A 19,171-nucleotide genomic window follows, 5' to 3' on the forward strand; every position below is an offset into this window, starting at 1 on the left:
GCTCTGCTCTGCTCTGCTCTGCTCTGCTCTGCTCTGAAAGAGCTATCGTCTGGCTAAACAGTTTTCCAGAACTCAAACAACGCTTCCGGTAAAGATAATGTCAGCCGCGCACGAGTGCAGGCCACATAGAGCAAATTGATTTCCTGATCACAATTATCCAGATCACGCTTCAGCTTTGCCTTCAGGCGCGGGGAAAGCGGGCCGTTTTCCTGCTCCAGCTTTCTCGCACGGTCCTGAAACTGCGTGCGCCGCCTGCTCCATTCTTCGGGGGAGAGGAAGTCATCCAGCATGATAACCGCATCAAACTCCCGCCCCTTGGCCTTGTGCGTGGTAGAGCAGACAAGGCTGACCTCATCCGCGCTCTCGCGGTAGAGCGTCTGAATGGTTTTTATTTTTTTATCAAGCGTATCCTTGTGTTTTTCCACAATACCAAACAGCCGTTTGGCAACCGGGTCCGCATCCCGCCCTTCCGCCGCGTTTTCCAACTCCCGCCATGAGCCATACTCCAAAGCTGCCCCCTCCGGCTTGAGAGAAGGCTGAAACTGGCGTTGATACAGGCTATAGGCCGCCAGAATTTCCTGCACCATATCATTAACCCCGCCTAGCACATGGAACGGACGCGTGCTGTCGGCCAGCCCTTCAAACAACCGGGCATTCGTGCGGGCTAGAACGAGTGTATTATGCTCGGGCTTTACGCCTTTACGGTGCAACTGCACCCGGCTTTTTACCGCAGGGTTACCGTGTAGCAGGTGTGCTGGTTTACGGGAGTGGTGCGCAAGAATAGCGTTAGCCATACGCGCCACAGGTTCACCAAAACGCCAGCTATGGGTCAGCGGCAGGCATGGACCTTCCAGATCACGAATGGCTTCCACCGCGCCGCGAAACGCATAGATGGACTGGTTCGGGTCCCCCACCGCAACAATAGGCAGGCCGGATTTTTTCAGGATGGAAATCAGAACCGGGTTCAGGTCTTGCGCTTCATCCACCATAACATAGTCATAACCGGTAATTTTTTGTTCACGCTCGAACTTCTTCAGGTAAAGATCATGCGTGATCGGCAAATCATGTTTTTCAAACGCAACCAGATATTTATAAGCCTGCGCCACAAACTGGCGAACAAGCCTGTTACGCCCACTATCTGGCTCCGGGCAGTGATCTGCCGTTATTTTGGAACCTTCACTAATCAAAAAATTGTTCAGCGTTTTTAGCACCACATCCGGCGCACCGCCTGCCTTGCTGCCCAGCAGTTTTTCCAACCGCCAGAGGTCACGCGCCATGTAGCGTCCCTGCACCTTGCGGCCAAGTTCCCCAATATTCAGGCTGCGATAAGCGTAGCTGTTGGCCGTGCGGGCCTCAATCTGGCGGGAAAACCGAGCACGGGCCTCTTTGGCAATGGCGGTGTTAAAGGCCAGATACAGCCCGCGATGGCGCGTCCATGTCTTGCTGAACCATTCCAACGTGGACGTCTTGCCGCACCCGGCCCCGGCAATCACGCGAAAGCTGGACGTCGGTGCCGTGTCCAGAATGGCGGTCTGTTCCGGGGTGATGGCTATCATCGCGCGTCTCGGGCCTCGTCTGTCAGCAGTTGGGGGCGTATAGCGCACTTTTTCGTGCGCAGATACGCCGCGCAGCGCAGAAAACCGTCCCCCGGCCTGCCTTACCCCGGCGGACACGGTTGCCTATCGGCCATGTTCTCGCGTTATGGTGCGGTATGACTTTAACAAACCCCGACATGACCGCTCTGCGCGCTACCGCCGGGACGGATTTTGAAGCCTTCACTACAGCAGACGCCGCCATTGACCGCCTGTGCGCCCTGTATGACGCCAGCGTCCAGCGGCTCCACGGCGCATTCCGTGACCGGCAGGGCTGTCCGCCGGATCAGGCCACCTATCCCTGCCTTGCGTTGGAACTGCCCCCCGGCACCCCCATCAAGGGTCGTCCGCCGTTTGATGTGCTTCTGGACCCCGGCTTCTACAGCACCACCATCACCCGCCCGGCCCTGTTCCGGGACTATTTGCGGGAACAGATTACGCCGCTGCTGCATCACTACGGGCAGCCGGTGCTGGTTGGGTGCTCGCACCACCCCATCCCGCTGCCTTATGTGCTGGAAGAGACCGTAACCAGCCTGACAGAAGCGGACTTGCCCCTGTTGCAGGAACAGTTCGCCCTACCCAACCTGCACACCACGGATGACAGCATCGCCAACTGCGAACTCCTGCCCGACCCCACCCGACCGCGCCCGCTGGCGCTGTTTACGGCGGAACGCACGGATTATTCTCTCGCCCGCCTGCATCATTACACCGGCACCACACCCGGTTCTTTCCAGCGATTCATCCTGCTCACCAACTATCAGCGTTATGTGGATAGCTTCCGTGATTACGCCCGCACGCAGGTGGATGCCGGAGCGGACTACACCGCGTTTATCGAACCCGGAGAGCATATCTATACCGGCCCCGGCAGCGCTGCCCCCCACACGCCCTCCGGCAGCCTGCCGCAAATGCCCGCCTACCATCTGTGCCGCCCGGACGGCGACGGCATTACGCTCATCAATATCGGCGTCGGCCCCGCCAATGCCAAAACCATTACAGACCATCTGGCCGTACTGCGCCCGCATTGCTGGCTGATGGTCGGCCATTGTGCAGGCCTGCGCCGCTCCCAGATGCTGGGGGATTATGTTCTGGCCCACGGTTATGTGCGGGATGACCACGTTCTGGATGCCGACCTACCTCTCTCGGTGCCGGTGCCCCCCATTGCCGAGGTTCAGGTAGCCATGCAGGAGGCCACCACGCTGGTGACAGGCCTGCACGACTCCGCCATCAAGACCCGCCTGCGCACCGGCACAGTGATGACCACCGACAACCGAAACTGGGAACTCCGGCTGGCGCAGCTCTTTACCCAGATCAACATGAGCCGCGCCATTGCCGTGGACATGGAATCCGCCACGATTGCCGCGAATGGCTTCCGCTTCCGGGTGCCCTACGGCACGCTGCTCTGTGTTTCAGACAAACCTCTTCACGGAGAACTGAAGCTGCGCGGCATGGCCAATACGTTCTATCGTGAGCGCGTAAGCCAGCATCTGATGGTAGGGATAGAAACCATGCATCTGCTCAGGCAGCAGGGGGTAACCCGGCTGCATTCACGCAAACTGCGCGGTTTTGATGAACCTCCCTTCCGATAACACACCCTCTGTTTTTTTTACTGAAATAAGGACCCTCAACATCATGGCTGACGCTTCTGCTTCTCATTTGCCCAGCGGTATTCCCACCATCCGCGTGGTCGCCATGCCGAGTGACACCAACCCCGCGGGGGACGTATTCGGCGGATGGATCCTCTCCCAGATGGATCTTGCCGCGGGCACCACGGCGGCCATCCGAGCCAACGGGCGCGCCGCAACGGTTGCCATCAATGGCGTTATCTTTATGGAACCCGTGGTGGTGGGGGATGAAGTCAGCATTTACACAAACATCACGCGGGAAGGTCGCACCTCGCTCACCATCCATGTGCAGACATGGCGGCGCGCACGCCACACGCATCTGACCTCCAAAGTGACGGAAGGGGATTTCACCTTTGTCGCACTGGATGAAAACCGTCGTCCCCGCCCTCTGCCCCCGGCAACAACCTGTAACTCCCCCAACATTACCCCGATGGTCTGAACAGCACCCCCGCCCCCTCTTTCTGCCCGACTGGCGCCGCTGCTTCTGTATTTTTTTTGTCATGGCATTCCGTCTCGGCGGGGAATGGTCTAGAGCAACAGTCTGGGCCATCTCGCGAACATGCGCACCGCGCAGGCGGCCTGACGCCTACAGGTTTAAAGAGCAGCAGGACGGGAGACCCGGCGCAGATGAAACATTGGCAGATTGACCAGCTACCATGGGATGAGTTTGACCCCTCCCGCGTGGACCCTCAGCTTGTGCCCGCCATCAAGGCCGCCGCCGTGGTGGAACGCAACAGTGTGGATTACGCCCTGTATCTGAACAATGTGTTTCATGATGACCCGGACTTTAAACAGGCGGCGGACCACTGGGCCGTAGAAGAAATCCAGCATGGAGACGCGCTAGGCCGCTGGGCGATGCTGGCCGACCCGGAATGGGACTATCAGGCCGCTTTCCAGCGTTACCGGGAGTTCTATCATATCCCGCTGGAAGTTGAGGAATCCGTCCGTGGCTCCCGCACGGGGGAACTGATTGCCCGCTGCATGGTGGAAACCGGCACGTCCTCCTTCTACTCCGCGCTGGCTGACGCCGCAGAAGAGCCCGTGCTCAAAGCCCTGTGCAAACAGATTGCCGCAGATGAATTCCGGCATTTCAAACTGTTTTATGACCATATGCACCGTTATCTGGAACGCGAGCGCATCAGCACATGGCAGCGTGCCCGCATCGCACTGGGCCGCGTGACGGAAAGTGAGGATGATGAACTCGCCTCCGCCTATTACACCACCAACGAGCCCCCCTCCCTGCCTTACGACCACAATCGCTGCATTGCGGCCTATATGTCCCGCGCCATGAAGAACTACCAGCCGCGCCACCTGCGCCGGGTGACCAGCATGGTGTTCAAGACCATCGGCCTCACTCCGCACAGCAAAGTGCAGGATCTGGCCTTTTTCGTCACGGAAAAGCTGTTCTTCAGCCGCCAGCGCAAATTTGCCCGCGAGGCCGGGATTTCCTGAACGGCGCTACAGGCCGTTACTCGTTCCGTTTTCGTCTTATTTTCACCATGAAAGCCCGCCAGAACCGTCCGGACATCATTCTGGACAGATCTGCGCATGGCCTCCCAGCTTTCTGAAACACCGCCTGTCACCCCCGGCCTGCGCAACCGGCGGATCGACCTTCTACGCGGCATTGCCATCCTTCTGGTGCTGTTCCACCATTTCTGCATTGCCTATCCGCTCGGCCATTCCGCGCTGGCCGCGGCACTGACACCGGAAGGCGTGCGGGCTGTGGCGCGCAACGGCAATTATGGAGTCACGCTGTTTTTTGTGATTTCCGGCTTTCTCATCACCAGCAACGCACTGGCCCGCTGGGGCAGTCTCGCCGCCATACAGGCCCGCGTCTTCTATAGTTTTCGCATAGCGCGTATTGTACCGTGCCTGTTGCTGCTGCTGGTTCTAGTTAATGGGCTGGCACTTGCCGGGGTACCCATTTTTGCCACGCATATTCCGGGCGTTTCCCCGCTGGCCGCCATGCTCCGCGCCAATCTGGCCGCCCTCACCTTCAGCACCAACATCTTTATTGCCCATTATGGCTGGGCCAATTACGCGCTGGGCGTGCTGTGGTCCCTGTCCGTGGAGGAAGTGTTTTACCTCACCTTCCCGCTGGTCGCCCTCACGCTCCGTCGCCAGCCGCTTATCATGCTGTTCTGGGGGTTAATTGCACTGGTAGGCCCGTTTTACCGCATGGCGCATCAGGATGATGAGGCCGGTTTCCTGTTCGCCTATCTGGCGTCTTTTGACGGCATTGCCATCGGCTGCATGGCCGCTGGTCTCGCCACGCGCTGGCGGCTGGACGGGCTGATCGGACGCCTGCTCCAGCCTACTGTTCTCCTCGGGATGGCCACACTCTACCTGTGGCGGTCCATCGGGGCCACCAATATCTGGGGCGTCTCCGCCATGGCGCTGGGGACTGCGGTGCTGCTGATCGCTTCCGCCCATCATGAAAACGGCCCGCTTGCCACCCGATCCCGCCTGCTGCGTGGACTGGAATGGACAGGCCGCCTGAGTTACGAACTCTATCTGTTCCACCTGATTATTCTGGGCCTGCTCCGCACCCTGCTACCCCCCGCGACTGTGCCCGCAACCGGATTTGAACGTCTGGCTCTTCTTGCCGTCTTCTTCATCGGCTCCGGTCTGTTGGCCAGCGCGATCAGCCGCACGTTTTCTGAACCGTTAAACCGCATCCTGCGCCAGCGTCTGAACCAACTTGGAAAACCCTCCTCACCGTGCGGGATTTCACCAGAACAACCCAGACCTTGACGCTGCACAGTTATTTTCAAGCACGAATGGTATAAGAAATGATTTTCAGAAATAGTATTTCATAAACAAAAGAGTCATCCCCACACGCCTTTCAGGTCCACCCTTTAAACTGAACTCTTATTGTCCCTTTAGGCGGATATATAAAAGGACTTTTAGGAGCATGACGCCATAAAGGAACCACTTCGAAAAAACACCTCTTTAAATCTTAAATTTTTTCTAGAGAGAATATGTAGTCTGCTCCCATAAACTGTCCGTCCGATATGCGTTTTATTGTGTCATATCGTACACGCGCAACATCCGTGAAGTGAGCAATAGCATTATTGACTATACATAGTCCTTTTCCATAAAGGCGAGACCTTCGATATCGCCTTTTTTGATAAACTAACGTCAAAACACCACCCTCAAGCATCATTTTTGTCCGGAGAATTGTAACGCCATCATCCGAGCAGCCTACGATCAGGCACACGTGGCCACCCTCCGCACGCTTTGCAGCAATGGGCAGCAGAGGCAGTTCGATCATCACCCAAAGAGCATCACAAACAAAAGGGGTGACGTTGCCCGCACATTGGTGAACCAAGAATCAAATTTCCGCAGAAACTTCGAAAGATGCCGCTGTCTGTGCCTGATGAAGAACGGGGGCAGGCTTTGCTGGACGCCATGGCGCCGTCTGAAGGCTATAACGTGAAGCAGCCTGCCTCTAAACCGCCTGCGCAGAAGTCGCAAAGCTCAGCCGAGCTGAGACTGAGGCTGGAACTGGGGCTGGGACTGGCCTTATCGGTGAACCGTGACAGGGCCCGCCTTTTAGGCGCATGATGGGGTAGGATTTCGCCATGTTATGGAGAAAAGAGCAATGACACGTCCTCTCAAAACAGTTCTGATAACGGGTGCCACGGCAGGGTTTGGCCATGCCATTGCGCTGCGGTTGGTGAAGGATGGATACCGTGTGATTGCCACGGGCCGTAGGCAGGAACGGCTGGATGCGCTGGCGCAGGAGGCTGGTCCCGCGCTGCTGCCGGTCCGACTGGACGTAACAGACCTTGCGGCTGTGCAGGCACTCCCCGCCTCCCTACCGGAAGGTTGGCGTGAGGTGGATGTGCTGGTGAATAATGCCGGTCTGGCACTGGGTCTAGAAAAAGCGTGGGAAGCAAAGCCGTCTGACTGGGAGCGTATGATTGCCACCAATGTAACGGGCCTTGTGGAAATAACCCGTGCGCTGCTGCCGGGTATGGTGGCGCGTAACAGCGGGCATGTCATTTCATTGGGCAGCACAGCAGGCACGTATCCCTATCCCGGTGCAAATGTTTATGGGGCGACCAAAGCATTTGTGGACCAGTTCATGCAGAACCTGCGGAGTGACCTGCTAGGCAAACAGGTGCGGGCGACCACCATTGCGCCGGGCCTGTGTGGTGGCAGTGAATTTAGTGCCGTGCGTCTGGGTGATCAGGCAAAGGCTGATGCGGTTTATACCGGGACCAAGCCTCTTTTGCCGGAGGATATTGCGGAAACCGTGGCGTGGATTCTGGCGCTACCTGCGCACGTAAACATTAATCATGTGGAAATGATGCCCACCTGTCAGGCGTCCGCTGGCCTTGCTGTGGATCGGACAATGGCTGACTGAGCAAAACGAGGCGTCTGTGTGCTGATTCTGAGAAGATAAGGCGCCGTGCCCTACGGAGGGAGCACGGCATTTCGGCATCAGGGCAATCAGACTGCGTGGCTGAACAGACCATGACGCTCCATTGGCAGCACGTTATGCTGGGCAGACTGTGCCATGGCATGGTTTGTGGCCAGCACGGCAGCGGCTGCGGTCTGAAGTTCCGGCTGTGCGGCGGCACTCGCCCATTCAGGTACGGGAGCCTGTGCGGCGGCAACAGCGGCAGGTTGCGCCGTGTGGGGGGACGCAGCAAGGAAATCCGCCATGACATTGGCGGACAGCGCCTTGAGGGACGTCTGTGGTGTCGTGTTACCGTTACCCAGCTTGGAAATAACGGCATTGACCAGAGTGTTATGCTCGTTAGCATCCTTACCGGGGTTAAAAGGCTGCGGATAAGGCTGGTTCGGCAGTTCCATATAGGTGCCGTCCGGTTTTTGCAGTTCTGAAGGAACTGGAATTAGGCGGTGTGCGCCTTGTGCAATGGCCTCGTAAATATTGGTGGCACCATTCCCTGAGCGCGTGTCCTGCTGGGCAATGCGGGTGGCGCGCAGGCTGTCTAGCTGGTTGGTAATCCAGCCATCTTTCAGGGACAGATGCACAGGGGATGTTACAACCCCGACCGTCGGCACCCACTGGCTGTGGCCAAACAGGTCTTTCCCCAGATACACATAGCCATCAATCATGTTGGGGTTGCCTGCGGCACTTCCGCCGAAAAACTCAACATCCACAGCACGGGCAATAATGTCGGCTTTGACGTTAATCGGGCACGAGGAATTGACCAGCGTTGGCACGCCAACATTGAGTGCATTAACAAAATTATCGATCAGAACTGGAAGAGAGCCAGATTGCACGGACAGGCCAAGCTGTTCGATAACCTGATTGCCCGTTACGCACAGCGCATTGGCGGTGGTGGCGACAAATTTGTCATATTCCTGCGGGTTTGCCAGAATTTGCTGACCAACGGTAATTTTCCCGTCGTATGGCGTATTCCAGTAATAAAAAGACCCGCCCCAACCACCCAGAGTCATGTGCCCAACGTTCAGAGAGGCCTCAATATCATCCCGCAGCATGGTGTTGATCTGCTGGAGTGAGCCGGATTTTAATGCATCCTGAATAACGGAGCCCGCAATAATGTCTGACAGCGGCTGAAAGGTAACGGACCCGCCATCCCAATGTGATCCATAAGCAGTCGCGGCGTGGATGAAGATGTTGCCAAAGCTCGTCATGTCATTACCATTGATGGTAATGGCCTGCTGGTACCAGAAGGTGCTATCTGGGCTGAGGGTATTGCTGCCGGTGCTGTTAGCCTGCGCAATGAAGGATACAATATCCTGATAGCCTTTAAGAACATTTTCCGTGCCGCCATTTGTATCGGCGCGGAGCTTTGCAAGCTGTTCTTCTGTCAAGGCAAGGGGAGCATATGACATGCGGTAATCCTTTGTTTGAAAGGATATTTCAAAGTAAGGCCATGAGTCAGGGCGTGACAACTCCGGGGTAGAAAACTGGTGTAGACGCACGTCTCCCACCCCGGAAAAGGCTCGTTTTTACTCACAGGTCTTTTTGAAACAGCCTGTGTTTTTAGTGTAAAAAGAAAAGAGAAATGGAAAGAACGGGATTAGTTGATTCCGTGGATCCATTCATTTTCGTAGTGATAGTCCGGCGCGATGGTACCGCCGAGAGTCTGAGCAAAGGTGTTCAGGCCCTGCGTGGCTTTGTAGATAACGTAATCGTTAAACTGGTGCAGCGCGCCTGTAATGGGTCCGCTGAGTGCTGTCAGCACCACGCCAATGGGGGCAATGGCGTCCTGAAAACTGTTGATCGTGTTATCAATGCCGATGATGGTGTTTCCAGCCAGTGCGCCAATGCCTACAAGCGTGGGGGGAATGAGGAAAGAGCCGCCACCGGAGACGTCATTCAGTTCGGATTCAGAAAGTGTGCGCATGAAAATGCTCCAGAAATATGAGGGCTATAGTTGGGGTTTTGATAAGCTCATCAATGATTAAAATCATGTAACTAATCTTGAGCGGAAGTCAAAAGACTTTTTCTCGAAAATGAGACAATTGACGTTAATAAAACATCAAATGAGTACACGTTTTTGAAAGAACTCTACTTGCCCAGCGTCTAAACAAAAAAAGCCCGACGCATGGAGATGCGCCGGGCAAGAAAAAGTCTCACGGTGGAGGCCGCTATCGGGTGGGGGAAATTTTGTCCGCAATGGCCTGCTGGCGGTCCCGCATTGCCTGCTCCTTGGCCTGTTTGGCAGCGATTTTTTCCGCAGCTTTGGCCGCCTTGCGAGCGTGCATGCGCTCTAGACGTTCCCTTAACGCCATGCGTTCATACCGGATGCGCTGACGGATCCAGTTGAGCAGCCCGGAAAGGGTAACAACCAGAATCCCCACAAACGTCCAGCCATCCAGCGGTTGATGGAAGACCAGATAGCTGAGCGCCACGCCCCACACCATCTGGCTATATTGCGGCAGGGCGACGCGGTTGGCCGGGGCGCGGGCGGTGGCCATCATCATCAGAAATTGGCCAAAGGCGGCCAGAAACCCGTATCCGAACAGATAGACCCACATGGTCACGCCGTGCGGCCATGTCGCGTGGGCCCACATCAGCAGCCCGTTACCCACCAATGGGCCGACTAGGCTGGAACCAAACAGGGAAAGCCGTGCGCTATCCTGCCCCGCCAGACGGTAGGCAATGACACTCACAGCGTTGGCAACGGCGGCAATCAGGGCGCACAGATGCCCAAAATGCAGGGCACGCACACCGGGGCGCAGCACAATCAGCACACCAATAAAGCCGAGCACCACGGCCAGCCATGCCCATGAGGTCACTTTTTCCTTCAGCAGCACGACCGAGAGGATGGTGACAAACAGCGGCATGAGGAACATCAACGAAAGCGCTTCTGGCATAGGCAACAGCATGAAGGCTTCCACGCTGGCTGCCGTGGCCGTAAAGGTGCAGAACGCCCGCAACACCCACATGCCGGGCTCCTGCGTGCGGAACACATCGCTGTAAGACTCTTCAGGCTTACGGATAAAAGGCAGCAGAAGGAGACCGAAGACCCCGCCAGAGAAGGCAACCTCAAACGGGTCAAGCTGCCCGCCAAGCAGTTTGGAGAAGGCATCACTGATAGCGAAGGAGGCAAACGCCCCCAGAGCCAGCGTAATGCCGGAGAAAAGAGTTTTGGGGTCCATAGACTGCCTGTGCTGTTCTGCTGGTTGCGTCGGTGGGTGAAAGGTGTGGTTCTTGCACACCGGCATGTTCCGGCTTCTGCCCGCGCACTAAGCAAAAAATGGCGCAGGTTGGAAGTACATTTGCGCCTGTTGGGCTGGCAGAGGTGCAGGGTTGCATTTCTCTGCCAGCTTGAGCCGTCGTGGCGAACGCCTTATAAAAAGCCGCAAGGGGATGGGGTTCACCCTTTAACCGCCCCAGTAAGGGCTGATGACTCCTGCCGTATCCATCTGGCGGGAGACGTGCGTCTTGTTCCCGCCGCAGCGTGGCGGGCTTTCAGCACCACCCGCTGGAATGAAGGGCTCTGGGAATGTCTTTTACTGCTTGTCTTCTGGTCATGCTGGGCGGTGCGTTGGGTACGCTGGCGCGCTATGGCGTAACCCTGCTAACGGCCCCTTTTAGCCGAACCATGCCGTGGGGAACCATGGTGGGGATCAATGTCGTGGGGTCTTTTATCATCGGGTTTTTCAGCACACTAACGCTGGCCGACGGACGGTATCCGGTGTCTGACAACATGCGTCTGTTTGTCATGATGGGCCTGTGTGGTGGCTACACTACTTTTTCTTCCTTTAGCCTGCAAACGCTGGATCTTCTGCGTAGTGGCGCGTGGGGACGGGCACTGGCGACTGTAACGCTCTCTGTCCTGCTGTGTCTCAGCGCTGTCTCGCTCGGCCATCTATTGGCCACGCGTCTAAACGGCCAACCCGTACCGCTCACACAGGCGGAGGCGCAGAGTGATCTGGAAGGGGAGATGGAAGGCTGAGACCCTCTAACTGCAAGTGTGTGAAGTGGGAAATTCCCGTCCTAAAAAAGGCAATGAGCCTCCCTCAGTAACGGATAAAGACGGACTTCTGGCTCCTTTTAGTCTTTAAAGATGTGCTTTAATCCTTGCATTCCATCCCGGATAGGCGCATGGCTTAGCTCAGCGGGTGCTTTTATCCGGGTTTTCGGCGCGTGTTGCGTTCGGTATATCTCCTTAAAAGTTATGATTTCGTGTGTGTTTTGTGCACGACCGCTTTTGTTTGTGAAGGAGCCTTTGTTATGGCAACAGGCACCGTAAAATGGTTTAACCCCACCAAGGGTTTTGGTTTCATTCAGCCGGAAGATGGTGGTCAGGATGCGTTCGTTCACATCTCTGAACTTGAGCGCGCTGGCATGCACACTCTGAACGAAGGCCAGAAAGTCTCTTATGAGCTCGAAGCTGGTCGTAACGGCAAGACATCTGCGGTAAGCATTAAAGCGCTCTAACGCTTTAAACCGCAGATTTGCTGTGTGAAAAAGCCGCCCTTTGGGGCGGCTTTTTTGTTGGCGCGGGGTATGCTTCCACACCGGATTGGTGTTTTCAGGTATTACGCGGGTCTACGCTTTGAAAGCCGTAGGTTTCATAACGTGTTTTTAAAGCGCCATTTTTGACATCCACCACCATAAAACCTTCCGGTGTGCCAAGACGTGTGCCATGCCACCAGTTACCGCAGACCGCGCCGCCGGTAATATAGGGCACACCATGCCATTCCACGCGTTCCAGAATATGCGTGTGACCCTGTAGCACGCCAATCACGTTGTATTTGTCAAACAGCGGCAGCACCTCATACGCATTGACCACACTTATACCGTGGTGTTTCTGCGGTTTTTCCGGCGGGGCGTCATAGTCCTCAATTGCTGTGACCAGCGGAATGTGGGTGACAATAATAATGGGCATACCTTCCGGCTGGCCAGCAAGATCGCGGCTTAGCCACGCAATCTGCAGGGCATCAATCCGGCCTTCATACATCCGGTCTACCGTAATACCGATGGAATCCAGCACTACAAAATGCACGCCTTTATGGTCAAAGGAATAATAGAGCTGGCCGAACTGGTCCTCGAAATATTTTTTGCCGTAAAACGGGTCCGTCGGCTGTGCGCCGCTTTTGGTATAAACGCCAAAACAGTCATGATTGCCGATGGTGTGATGCACCGTCATGGTGAGATCATCCGCCGTGCGCTTATAGAGATCCATCAGCATTGTGGCGCGGCCCGCATTCACGCCGAGGGCATCAAACACATGGTCTCCGCCCTGAATGGCAAAATCTGCCGGAACGGTGCGGGCTTTCAGAAAGGCGCTGTGGCAGCCTGCGTTGGCGTTCAGTTCAGGCTGAAGATGGGTGTCCGTAATGAACAGGAAGGTAAATGGATCATGCTTGCGCAACGGCGGCCGGTTAGGCACGGCGGCGAGGGAGCGGGTAAGCGGAGCGAATGTCAGGCCCGCGGTCAGCGAGAGAAATGTGCGGCGGTTGAACTGGACCATGAGCGGCGGTTTCCGTATCCATTGAGAGGGTGAACTGCTGGCCTCCACTGTGCGCAAAACGCCGTGCGCTGCCAGATCTGTCACAAATGTTTAATATATGCGCGGCCGTGTGGACGGATTTGGCGCGCATAGCATCTGCGGGAAGGATAGCAGACCCCATGGCGACAAAGCCGAAGCCGATGAGCCAGACAGGACAGGGTATTCTCTGTGCGGCAGGCGCTGGAGCCTTGTGGGGGGTGGCCTTGCTTGCGCCCGAACTCGTGCGGGACTTTAACCCGCCACTGTTGGCCACCGGACGATACCTTGCATACGGGGCGATTGCCGGGTTGCTGATTCTGCCGCGCTGGCAACGGATTTCCGGCGTGCTAAGCGCACGGAACTGGAAGTCTGTGGTCTGGCTCTCTCTAGCCGGAAACACGATTTATTATATTTTGCTGTCTCAGGCCGTGCAGAGCGGCGGAATTGCTCTGACATCCCTCATCATCGGGTTTTTACCCGTGACGGTCACACTGATTGGCAGCCGCGATCAAGGAGCGCTTCCCCTCAGAACGCTGGCGCTCTCGCTAGCCCTGTGTGCCGCCGGGGCGGCGTGTATTGGCTGGCAGGCGCTTATGGTGCCGCAGGCGTCCGGGCATACGGTGCAAGGTTTGTTTTGCGCCGTAGGGGCGCTGGTTTCATGGACGGCGTATGCCGTAGGCAACAGCCGTTGCCTGACCCGCCTGCGCGCTGTGTCTGTGCATGACTGGAACCTGCTGATCGGTGTCGTGACCGGCGCACAAGCCGCCCTGCTGTTACCGTTTGCTCTGCTGGCAGAACGGGGAGGGCATTCGGCAGCCGCGTGGAGTCGATTTTCTGGCGTGTCCCTTGCGGTGGCGCTGCTGGCTTCCATTGTCGGCAATGCGTTGTGGAACCGCATGAGCCGCCTGCTACCGCTGACCATGACAGGACAGATGATCCTGTTTGAAACGCTTTTTGCGCTGCTTTATGGATTTTTGTGGGAACAGAGACTGCCCCGCCCGCTGGAACTGGCGGCGTTCGGACTGGTGGCCGCCAGTGTGCTGTCTTGCGTGACAGCACATAGGAAACAGCCTGCTCCTGCCACGCACCCCGGCTAGACCGGGCAAGCCAAGCACGGGCGCGCGTAGTTCAGGAAACTTCTTTATTCAGAGGGGATGTTGAAAAGCGCGCATAGCTTGTTTCCGTCCGGGTCACGCAGATAGGCCAGATAATAGTGACCACCATCGGCGGAGTTGCGGATGCCCGGCGGATTTTCAATAGCTTCTCCACCATTGGCAACGCCAGCCTTGTGCCAAGCATCTGCCTCTTCCGGGCTGCTTACGGCAAACCCGATGGTGCTGCCATTGCCTGCGGTGGCAGGCTGGCCATTGAGCGGCTTGGTAATAACCAGACGACCACCGCGATGCACGTAGGCCAGCCGCCCTTTGGCATTCGGTTCCACCGGGCCGCAGCCCATGGCCCCCATAATGGCATCATAAAACCGTTTGGAGCGGGCGATATCGTTACTGCCAAGCATAATATGGCTGAACATGACGTGTTTTTCTCCTTACCCGATATGGGGCGGTGCAGACTAGCCTGATACCTGCTTCCGTCAAACTCTGTTGCGGTGAGCGTGCCGTGCTGGCACTCTTTGTTATGGAATGAAAATAACCGGGTGCGTTGCAGTAAGTACGCTGTGTCACCGGCCAGAGTCTGAGGGCGCGGAGTATAAGAATGTCTGAAATACCGTCTCTGGAAACGGAGCGTCTGCTGTTGCATGCGCCTTGCAGGAAAGATTTTGAAGAATTCACGGTGATGCGGGCTGACCCGATTGTGGCCCGCTACACGTCCCGCCAGCCGGAAGATGGTAATGCCACATGGCGCAGGCTGCTCCATTATCGCGGACTGTGGGGCATCATGGGCTTTGGCTTCTGGATGGTGCGGGAAAAGCAGACTGGCCAGTTTGCGGGCACTATCGGTTTTAATGAAGCGCATCGTGGGGTGACACCGTCCATGGATGGAATATCGGAAGCCGGTTGGGTTCTGGCCTCATGGTGTCACGGGAAGGGCTTTGCAACCGAGGGCGTAAAAGCCGCCTGTGTCTGGCTGGATAGCGAGACACCTTACAGGCGCTCCGTGTGCATTATCGCTCCGCAGAATAAAGCGTCGGTTCGTGTTGCCGAGAAAAATGGATTCACGCTGTTTACAAAAACAACTTTTATGAAGGAAGAGGTTCTAATGTTCGCGCGTCAAGCGGCGGAACCTTAAAAATTTGCAGACAAGCGAGCCATCAGACTGGGAGAACACATCCGTGCGGCACCAGTTCTAACATGGAATAAGCAACACTCAGCCCGCTGGTCATTATATCAAAAATTCATGACGCCAGACAGCACAACTGTTGTGCCAGCCTTAAGCAAACGCATGTCACTGACCGTCACCACCGCGTTGGCGGTATCATAAAACTCGTTCACAAATTCCCAAAAACACATACCAGAAGCCGACATACCAGCAAAGCGAGGATAGAAAGGAGGAGTCCAGCGTGTTTAAGCCTCTGGCACGACTTTTTCCTGCTTTGGCGCAATGGCGCGCAGAGTCTGCATCTCATAAGGCCGTAGCAAATCGGCCAGTGTCAGCTTGTCCAGCACAGCCATAAACGCGCCGAGAGCCTCCCCTAACACGCCGCGCAGAGTGCAGGCTGGAGCCAGAATACACCGCTCCCCGGCACGGCCACTCTCCTTACCGGGGGGAGCCATACAGCCGACAAGCGCCATATCATCCTCCGTATGCCGCACCACATCGCCCACATTGATCTGCTCCGGCGGTCGGGAAAGCATCAACCCGCCATGCCGACCACGCAGCGTATCCACAAAGCCACCCCGGCCCAAATGATGAATGACCTTCACCAGATGGTTTTCTGAAATGCCGTAGGCCTGCGCCACCTCACGGATGGAAACACGGCGGTCAGCATGCCCCCCTAGATAGAGGAGCGTTCGCAGGGCGTAATCTGTGTACAAGGTCAAGCGCATAAGGCCGTGTGTACTCCACTTGACAGGCTTTTAGCCAGCATCCTATAAGGTGTATGAAATATACACCTTATTGAGCAGGACTCCTTCCCATGACTGCCTCCCTCGACGACAAAACCCGCGCCATCGTCACCGCCTGTGTTCCCGCACTGGAAGCACATGGTCTGGACATCACCACGGAAATGTACAAACGCCTGCTGGCAGACCCGGCCATCAGCGCTCTGTTTAACAGCGCCCATCAGAAAAACGGTAGCCAGCCTACTGCTCTGGCGTTGGCGGTTCTGGCCTATGCCCGCAACATCAACAGCCTCGATAAGCTGGGGGATATGGTGGAACGCATTGCGGAAAAACATGTCGGGCTGAACATCCTGCCCGAACATTATCCGCATGTCGGCACCGCTTTGTTGGGTGCTATTGCGCATGTGCTGGGAGATGCCGCCACACCCGAGATCATGGATGCATGGGCCAAAGCCTATGGATTTCTGGCCGACGTACTAATCAATCGGGAAAGCCAGATTTACAAGGCGCATGAAGCCGCCCCCGGTGGCTGGGCAGGGTGGCGGTCCTTCACCATTCAGAACCGCACGCAGGAAAGTGCGCTGGTCACCTCCTTTGAACTCATGCCTACAGACGGCAAACCCGTTATGGCGCACACACCCGGCCAGTATCTAAGCTTCTCACTTGATGTGCCCGGCCATGGCAACCAGCGGCGCAATTATAGCATTTCCTCCGCGCCCAATGGCCACAGCTACCGCATCAGCGTGCGTCGGGCTGATAATGGGCTGGTGTCCGGCTGGCTGCATGACAGCGCACAGGTCGGCACGGAACTACAGGTCTCCGCTCCGGCTGGTTCCTTCACCCTGCCCTCCCCCCAGACAGAGCCTGTTGTGCTGCTAAGTGCGGGTGTTGGTGTAACGCCGTTTATTGCCATGCTCGAATCCCGCGCTGCCAGACTTGCCGCAGCCGCACAGGGCTGCCCGGCTGGCGCACAGGGTCCGGTGCATTTTATCCACGGCACAGACACACCGCAGACGGAAGCCTTTGGTGCACTCGTGCGTTCCCTGTCTGCCAAAAACGTCGCGAATGCGGATATTTTCTACACCCATACCCCGGCGGATGCACTGGCCAGCCAGACCACATCCGGCACCACGGCCCACGCCGGACGCATCACACCTCAGTGGGTTAAAAACAATAGCCCGGCTGATGCGTTCTATTACATCTGCGGGCCGGAAGCCTTTATGCAGGACATGATTGCCGGCCTGCACGCTGCTGGTGTTCCAGAGGACCGCCTGCGGCACGAAGTGTTCGGCCCCGCCACCACGCTGGATGATGCGCTGAACGCAGCGTAACACCACGCCACCTAAAGAGGAGACCTGTAATGTCCACACTGTCTGACACGCACCACCCTGCGTCCACCCACCACGGTGCGGGCATACAGGTCCGGCGTATTTATGATGACCCAGCCCCCACAGACGGCACCCGCGTGCTGGTGGACCGCCTGTGGCCGCGCGGCATGAGTAAGGAACACGCCGCGCTGGACCTGTGGCTAAAGGACATTGCGCCCTCCACGGAACTCCGCGAGTGGTTCGGGCATGACCCAGCCCGCTGGGCGGGGTTCTGTGAGCGTTACCGGGCGGAGCTAGAGTCCAACCCCGCCTGTGTGGAACAGCTTGAAACACTGGCCAAGAAAGGCCCGCTGACCCTGCTGTTCGGCGCGAAAAACACGGAAGAGAATGAGGCCGTTGTGCTGGCCGCGTATCTGCTGGAACGTTCTAGCCAATAGAGAAGAACAAACCGGGAAATGTGAAAAGAACGCACTGCCTATCTACACTCCACAAAACTATCCACAGACTTTTCCCACAGTCTTTCCCCGACTTCTGTGGATAAACAAAGCCCAAGCCCTAAGGTCAGACCTACCGCAAACGGCGGTTTTCTGCGCCTTAGGGCTTTTTTTACATTTTTATGATTGACATAGCGGCACATTGAACAGTCCGAGCGATTCGAGAAAAAGCGCGAGTCATCCACATCACCCCTGCCGCCCCCGCACACCGGGCAGTCCTGCGGCAGTTGCGGGAGAGCCCCGAGCTTGGCACACTTTGCGCCTCCCTACGCCATGTCCTTTCCGGCTGGCCTGACGACACAAGGACCACTGACGCGCCATGCACTTTACCCTGACTTTTTCGTGCCCAGACCGGCCCGGCATCGTGGCCGCCATTTCCACCGCTCTGGCAGAAAAAGGTGCTGATATTCTGGAAACCCACCAGTTTAGTGATCAGTCCACCCGGCGGCTATTCATGCGGCTGGCTTTTACCGCTCCCGCACCCGGCGGCCTTGAAGAAATTCGCGCCAGTCTGTCACCCGTGCAGGCGAAATTTGGCATGACCATGCGCCTGCATGACAGCGCCGTGCTGCCACGCCTCATCATCATGGTTTCCAAGTTTGATCACGCCCTGCTCAACCTGCTGTATCAGGTTCGCGTCAACTGGCTGCGGGCAGAAATTGTGGCCATTGTCTCCAACCATCAAGAGAGCGCCACCGCCGCCAAACAGGCAGGTATTCCCTACTATTACTGGCCGGTCACCAAAGACAACAAATCGGAACAGGAAGACCGCCTGCGCGCTTTGGTCACGGAAACCAGAGCGGACCTGATCGTGCTGGCCCGCTACATGCAGGTACTGTCCGACGCGTTCTCCACCGAGATGAGCGGCCGCATCATCAACATCCATCACTCTTTCCTGCCCTCCTTCAAAGGCGCACGCCCTTACCATCAGGCTTTTGCCCGCGGCGTGAAACTCATTGGGGCCACCGCCCATTACGTCACGCCAGATCTTGATGAAGGCCCGATTATTGAGCAGGAAACCGCCCGCGTTACCCACAGCCTATCCGCCGAGGATTATGTGGCGACTGGCCGTTCCGTTGAATCTCAGGTGCTAGCCCGTGCAGTCAAACTGCATGTGGAACAGCGCGTGATGCTTAACGGCCACCGGACCATCATCTTTTCCTAAAAG

20 protein-coding genes and 1 riboswitch are annotated in these 19,171 nt (G+C 56.8%); of the genes, 13 read left to right on the top strand and 7 right to left on the bottom strand.

The features are described from left to right. Positions 1-53: 53 nt before the first annotated feature. On the bottom strand, positions 54-1,556 hold the full coding sequence (locus AD949_RS06235; protein ID WP_048836367.1) for a UvrD-helicase domain-containing protein: 1,503 nt from the start codon (positions 1,554-1,556) through the stop codon (positions 54-56). Between the two features lie 155 nt (positions 1,557-1,711). Here AD949_RS06235 and AD949_RS06240 point away from each other — a divergent pair, with 155 nt between their 5' ends. From AD949_RS06240 to AD949_RS06265, 6 genes are all read left to right on the top strand, one after another. Continuing rightward, the gene (locus AD949_RS06240) at positions 1,712-3,178 is read left to right on the top strand and encodes an AMP nucleosidase (protein ID WP_371277366.1); all 1,467 of its coding nucleotides are present in this window, start codon (positions 1,712-1,714) and stop codon (positions 3,176-3,178) included. A gap of 43 nt (positions 3,179-3,221) precedes the next feature. Further along, the gene (locus AD949_RS06245) at positions 3,222-3,653 is read left to right on the top strand and encodes an acyl-CoA thioesterase (protein WP_048836369.1); all 432 of its coding nucleotides are present in this window, start codon (positions 3,222-3,224) and stop codon (positions 3,651-3,653) included. Between the two features lie 188 nt (positions 3,654-3,841). Then, positions 3,842-4,666 (top strand): ferritin-like domain-containing protein, encoded by an 825-nt coding sequence (locus AD949_RS06250; RefSeq protein WP_048836370.1) that lies wholly within the window; start codon positions 3,842-3,844, stop codon positions 4,664-4,666. Between the two features lie 96 nt (positions 4,667-4,762). Further along, the gene (locus AD949_RS06255; protein ID WP_048836371.1) at positions 4,763-5,968 is read left to right on the top strand and encodes an acyltransferase family protein; all 1,206 of its coding nucleotides are present in this window, start codon (positions 4,763-4,765) and stop codon (positions 5,966-5,968) included. 606 nt (positions 5,969-6,574) lie between these two features. Further along, complete coding sequence (locus AD949_RS06260) at positions 6,575-6,781, top strand: hypothetical protein (RefSeq protein WP_048836372.1); 207 nt, start codon at positions 6,575-6,577, stop codon at positions 6,779-6,781. 37 nt (positions 6,782-6,818) lie between these two features. Then, on the top strand, positions 6,819-7,586 hold the full coding sequence (locus AD949_RS06265) for an SDR family NAD(P)-dependent oxidoreductase (RefSeq protein WP_082064790.1): 768 nt from the start codon (positions 6,819-6,821) through the stop codon (positions 7,584-7,586). An 86-nt stretch (positions 7,587-7,672) separates the two neighbouring features. On the opposite strand, the gene AD949_RS06270 is transcribed toward AD949_RS06265, so the two are convergent. The 3 genes from AD949_RS06270 to AD949_RS06280 all read right to left on the bottom strand — a co-directional run bounded on the left by AD949_RS06270 (position 7,673) and on the right by AD949_RS06280 (position 10,822). Beyond that, positions 7,673-9,049: a hypothetical protein gene (locus tag AD949_RS06270; RefSeq protein WP_048836374.1), complete on the bottom strand. Its 1,377-nt coding sequence runs from the start codon at positions 9,047-9,049 to the stop codon at positions 7,673-7,675. 188 nt (positions 9,050-9,237) lie between these two features. Next, a complete protein-coding gene (locus AD949_RS06275) occupies positions 9,238-9,564 on the bottom strand; it encodes a hypothetical protein (protein WP_048836375.1) in 327 nt (108 codons plus the stop codon). A gap of 244 nt (positions 9,565-9,808) precedes the next feature. Beyond that, the gene (locus tag AD949_RS06280) at positions 9,809-10,822 is read right to left on the bottom strand and encodes a DMT family transporter (protein WP_174766753.1); all 1,014 of its coding nucleotides are present in this window, start codon (positions 10,820-10,822) and stop codon (positions 9,809-9,811) included. A gap of 198 nt (positions 10,823-11,020) precedes the next feature. Continuing rightward, a riboswitch (Fluoride riboswitch) is annotated at positions 11,021-11,086 on the top strand. A gap of 83 nt (positions 11,087-11,169) precedes the next feature. Between AD949_RS06280 and crcB the strand changes: the two genes are divergently transcribed. After that, on the top strand, positions 11,170-11,622 hold the full coding sequence (gene crcB, locus AD949_RS06285) for a fluoride efflux transporter CrcB (RefSeq protein WP_048836376.1): 453 nt from the start codon (positions 11,170-11,172) through the stop codon (positions 11,620-11,622). Between the two features lie 278 nt (positions 11,623-11,900). Continuing rightward, positions 11,901-12,107 carry a cold-shock protein gene (locus AD949_RS06290; protein ID WP_043551757.1) on the top strand — a complete coding sequence of 69 codons (207 nt, stop codon included), beginning with the start codon at positions 11,901-11,903 and terminating at the stop codon, positions 12,105-12,107. A 94-nt stretch (positions 12,108-12,201) separates the two neighbouring features. On the opposite strand, the gene AD949_RS06295 is transcribed toward AD949_RS06290, so the two are convergent. Further along, positions 12,202-13,143: a metallophosphoesterase family protein gene (locus AD949_RS06295; RefSeq protein WP_048836377.1), complete on the bottom strand. Its 942-nt coding sequence runs from the start codon at positions 13,141-13,143 to the stop codon at positions 12,202-12,204. Positions 13,144-13,301: 158 nt separating this feature from the next. On the opposite strand from AD949_RS06295, the gene AD949_RS06300 reads away from it, so the two are divergent. After that, positions 13,302-14,258 (top strand): DMT family transporter, encoded by a 957-nt coding sequence (locus tag AD949_RS06300; protein ID WP_048836378.1) that lies wholly within the window; start codon positions 13,302-13,304, stop codon positions 14,256-14,258. Between the two features lie 44 nt (positions 14,259-14,302). Here AD949_RS06300 and AD949_RS06305 read toward each other — a convergent pair whose 3' ends face one another. Then, a complete protein-coding gene (locus AD949_RS06305) occupies positions 14,303-14,692 on the bottom strand; it encodes a VOC family protein (protein ID WP_048836379.1) in 390 nt (129 codons plus the stop codon). A 182-nt stretch (positions 14,693-14,874) separates the two neighbouring features. Here AD949_RS06305 and AD949_RS06310 point away from each other — a divergent pair, with 182 nt between their 5' ends. Beyond that, positions 14,875-15,408, top strand: coding sequence for a GNAT family N-acetyltransferase (locus AD949_RS06310; RefSeq protein WP_048836380.1), 534 nt, complete (start codon positions 14,875-14,877; stop codon positions 15,406-15,408). Between the two features lie 275 nt (positions 15,409-15,683). Here AD949_RS06310 and AD949_RS06315 read toward each other — a convergent pair whose 3' ends face one another. Further along, on the bottom strand, positions 15,684-16,166 hold the full coding sequence (locus AD949_RS06315) for an RrF2 family transcriptional regulator (RefSeq protein ID WP_048836381.1): 483 nt from the start codon (positions 16,164-16,166) through the stop codon (positions 15,684-15,686). Positions 16,167-16,255: 89 nt separating this feature from the next. Between AD949_RS06315 and hmpA the strand changes: the two genes are divergently transcribed. The 3 genes from hmpA (at position 16,256) to purU (ending at position 19,168) form a co-directional block, all read left to right on the top strand. After that, positions 16,256-17,512, top strand: a complete 1,257-nt coding sequence (hmpA, locus tag AD949_RS06320; protein ID WP_048836382.1) for an NO-inducible flavohemoprotein — start codon at positions 16,256-16,258, stop codon at positions 17,510-17,512. A 29-nt stretch (positions 17,513-17,541) separates the two neighbouring features. Further along, the gene (locus AD949_RS06325; RefSeq protein WP_048836383.1) at positions 17,542-17,946 is read left to right on the top strand and encodes a DUF488 domain-containing protein; all 405 of its coding nucleotides are present in this window, start codon (positions 17,542-17,544) and stop codon (positions 17,944-17,946) included. Positions 17,947-18,322: 376 nt separating this feature from the next. Next, positions 18,323-19,168, top strand: coding sequence for a formyltetrahydrofolate deformylase (gene purU / locus AD949_RS06330; protein WP_048836384.1), 846 nt, complete (start codon positions 18,323-18,325; stop codon positions 19,166-19,168). Positions 19,169-19,171 lie beyond the last annotated feature (3 nt).

Source organism: Acetobacter orleanensis (assembly GCF_001581005.1).
Classification (GTDB): Bacteria; Pseudomonadota; Alphaproteobacteria; order Acetobacterales; family Acetobacteraceae; genus Acetobacter; species Acetobacter orleanensis.

Excerpts from the sequence above, each read along its gene's own strand:
- AD949_RS06245 (WP_048836369.1), top strand. The coding sequence starts at position 3,222 with ATGGCTGACGCTTCTGCTTCTCATTTGCCCAGCGGTATTCCCACCATC.
- AD949_RS06235 (WP_048836367.1), bottom strand. The coding sequence starts at position 1,556 with ATGATAGCCATCACCCCGGAACAGACCGCCATTCTGGACACGGCACCG.
- purU (WP_048836384.1), top strand. The coding sequence starts at position 18,323 with ATGCACTTTACCCTGACTTTTTCGTGCCCAGACCGGCCCGGCATCGTG.
- AD949_RS06305 (WP_048836379.1), bottom strand. The coding sequence starts at position 14,692 with ATGTTCAGCCATATTATGCTTGGCAGTAACGATATCGCCCGCTCCAAA.
- AD949_RS06290 (WP_043551757.1), top strand. The coding sequence starts at position 11,901 with ATGGCAACAGGCACCGTAAAATGGTTTAACCCCACCAAGGGTTTTGGT.
- AD949_RS06265 (WP_082064790.1), top strand. The coding sequence starts at position 6,819 with ATGACACGTCCTCTCAAAACAGTTCTGATAACGGGTGCCACGGCAGGG.
- AD949_RS06275 (WP_048836375.1), bottom strand. The coding sequence starts at position 9,564 with ATGCGCACACTTTCTGAATCCGAACTGAATGACGTCTCCGGTGGCGGC.
- AD949_RS06325 (WP_048836383.1), top strand. The coding sequence starts at position 17,542 with ATGTCCACACTGTCTGACACGCACCACCCTGCGTCCACCCACCACGGT.
- AD949_RS06240 (WP_371277366.1), top strand. The coding sequence starts at position 1,712 with ATGACTTTAACAAACCCCGACATGACCGCTCTGCGCGCTACCGCCGGG.
- AD949_RS06270 (WP_048836374.1), bottom strand. The coding sequence starts at position 9,049 with ATGTCATATGCTCCCCTTGCCTTGACAGAAGAACAGCTTGCAAAGCTC.
- AD949_RS06300 (WP_048836378.1), top strand. The coding sequence starts at position 13,302 with ATGGCGACAAAGCCGAAGCCGATGAGCCAGACAGGACAGGGTATTCTC.
- AD949_RS06280 (WP_174766753.1), bottom strand. The coding sequence starts at position 10,822 with ATGGACCCCAAAACTCTTTTCTCCGGCATTACGCTGGCTCTGGGGGCG.
- AD949_RS06295 (WP_048836377.1), bottom strand. The coding sequence starts at position 13,143 with ATGGTCCAGTTCAACCGCCGCACATTTCTCTCGCTGACCGCGGGCCTG.
- AD949_RS06250 (WP_048836370.1), top strand. The coding sequence starts at position 3,842 with ATGAAACATTGGCAGATTGACCAGCTACCATGGGATGAGTTTGACCCC.
- AD949_RS06310 (WP_048836380.1), top strand. The coding sequence starts at position 14,875 with ATGTCTGAAATACCGTCTCTGGAAACGGAGCGTCTGCTGTTGCATGCG.
- AD949_RS06255 (WP_048836371.1), top strand. The coding sequence starts at position 4,763 with ATGGCCTCCCAGCTTTCTGAAACACCGCCTGTCACCCCCGGCCTGCGC.
- AD949_RS06260 (WP_048836372.1), top strand. The coding sequence starts at position 6,575 with ATGCCGCTGTCTGTGCCTGATGAAGAACGGGGGCAGGCTTTGCTGGAC.
- hmpA (WP_048836382.1), top strand. The coding sequence starts at position 16,256 with ATGACTGCCTCCCTCGACGACAAAACCCGCGCCATCGTCACCGCCTGT.
- crcB (WP_048836376.1), top strand. The coding sequence starts at position 11,170 with ATGTCTTTTACTGCTTGTCTTCTGGTCATGCTGGGCGGTGCGTTGGGT.
- AD949_RS06315 (WP_048836381.1), bottom strand. The coding sequence starts at position 16,166 with ATGCGCTTGACCTTGTACACAGATTACGCCCTGCGAACGCTCCTCTAT.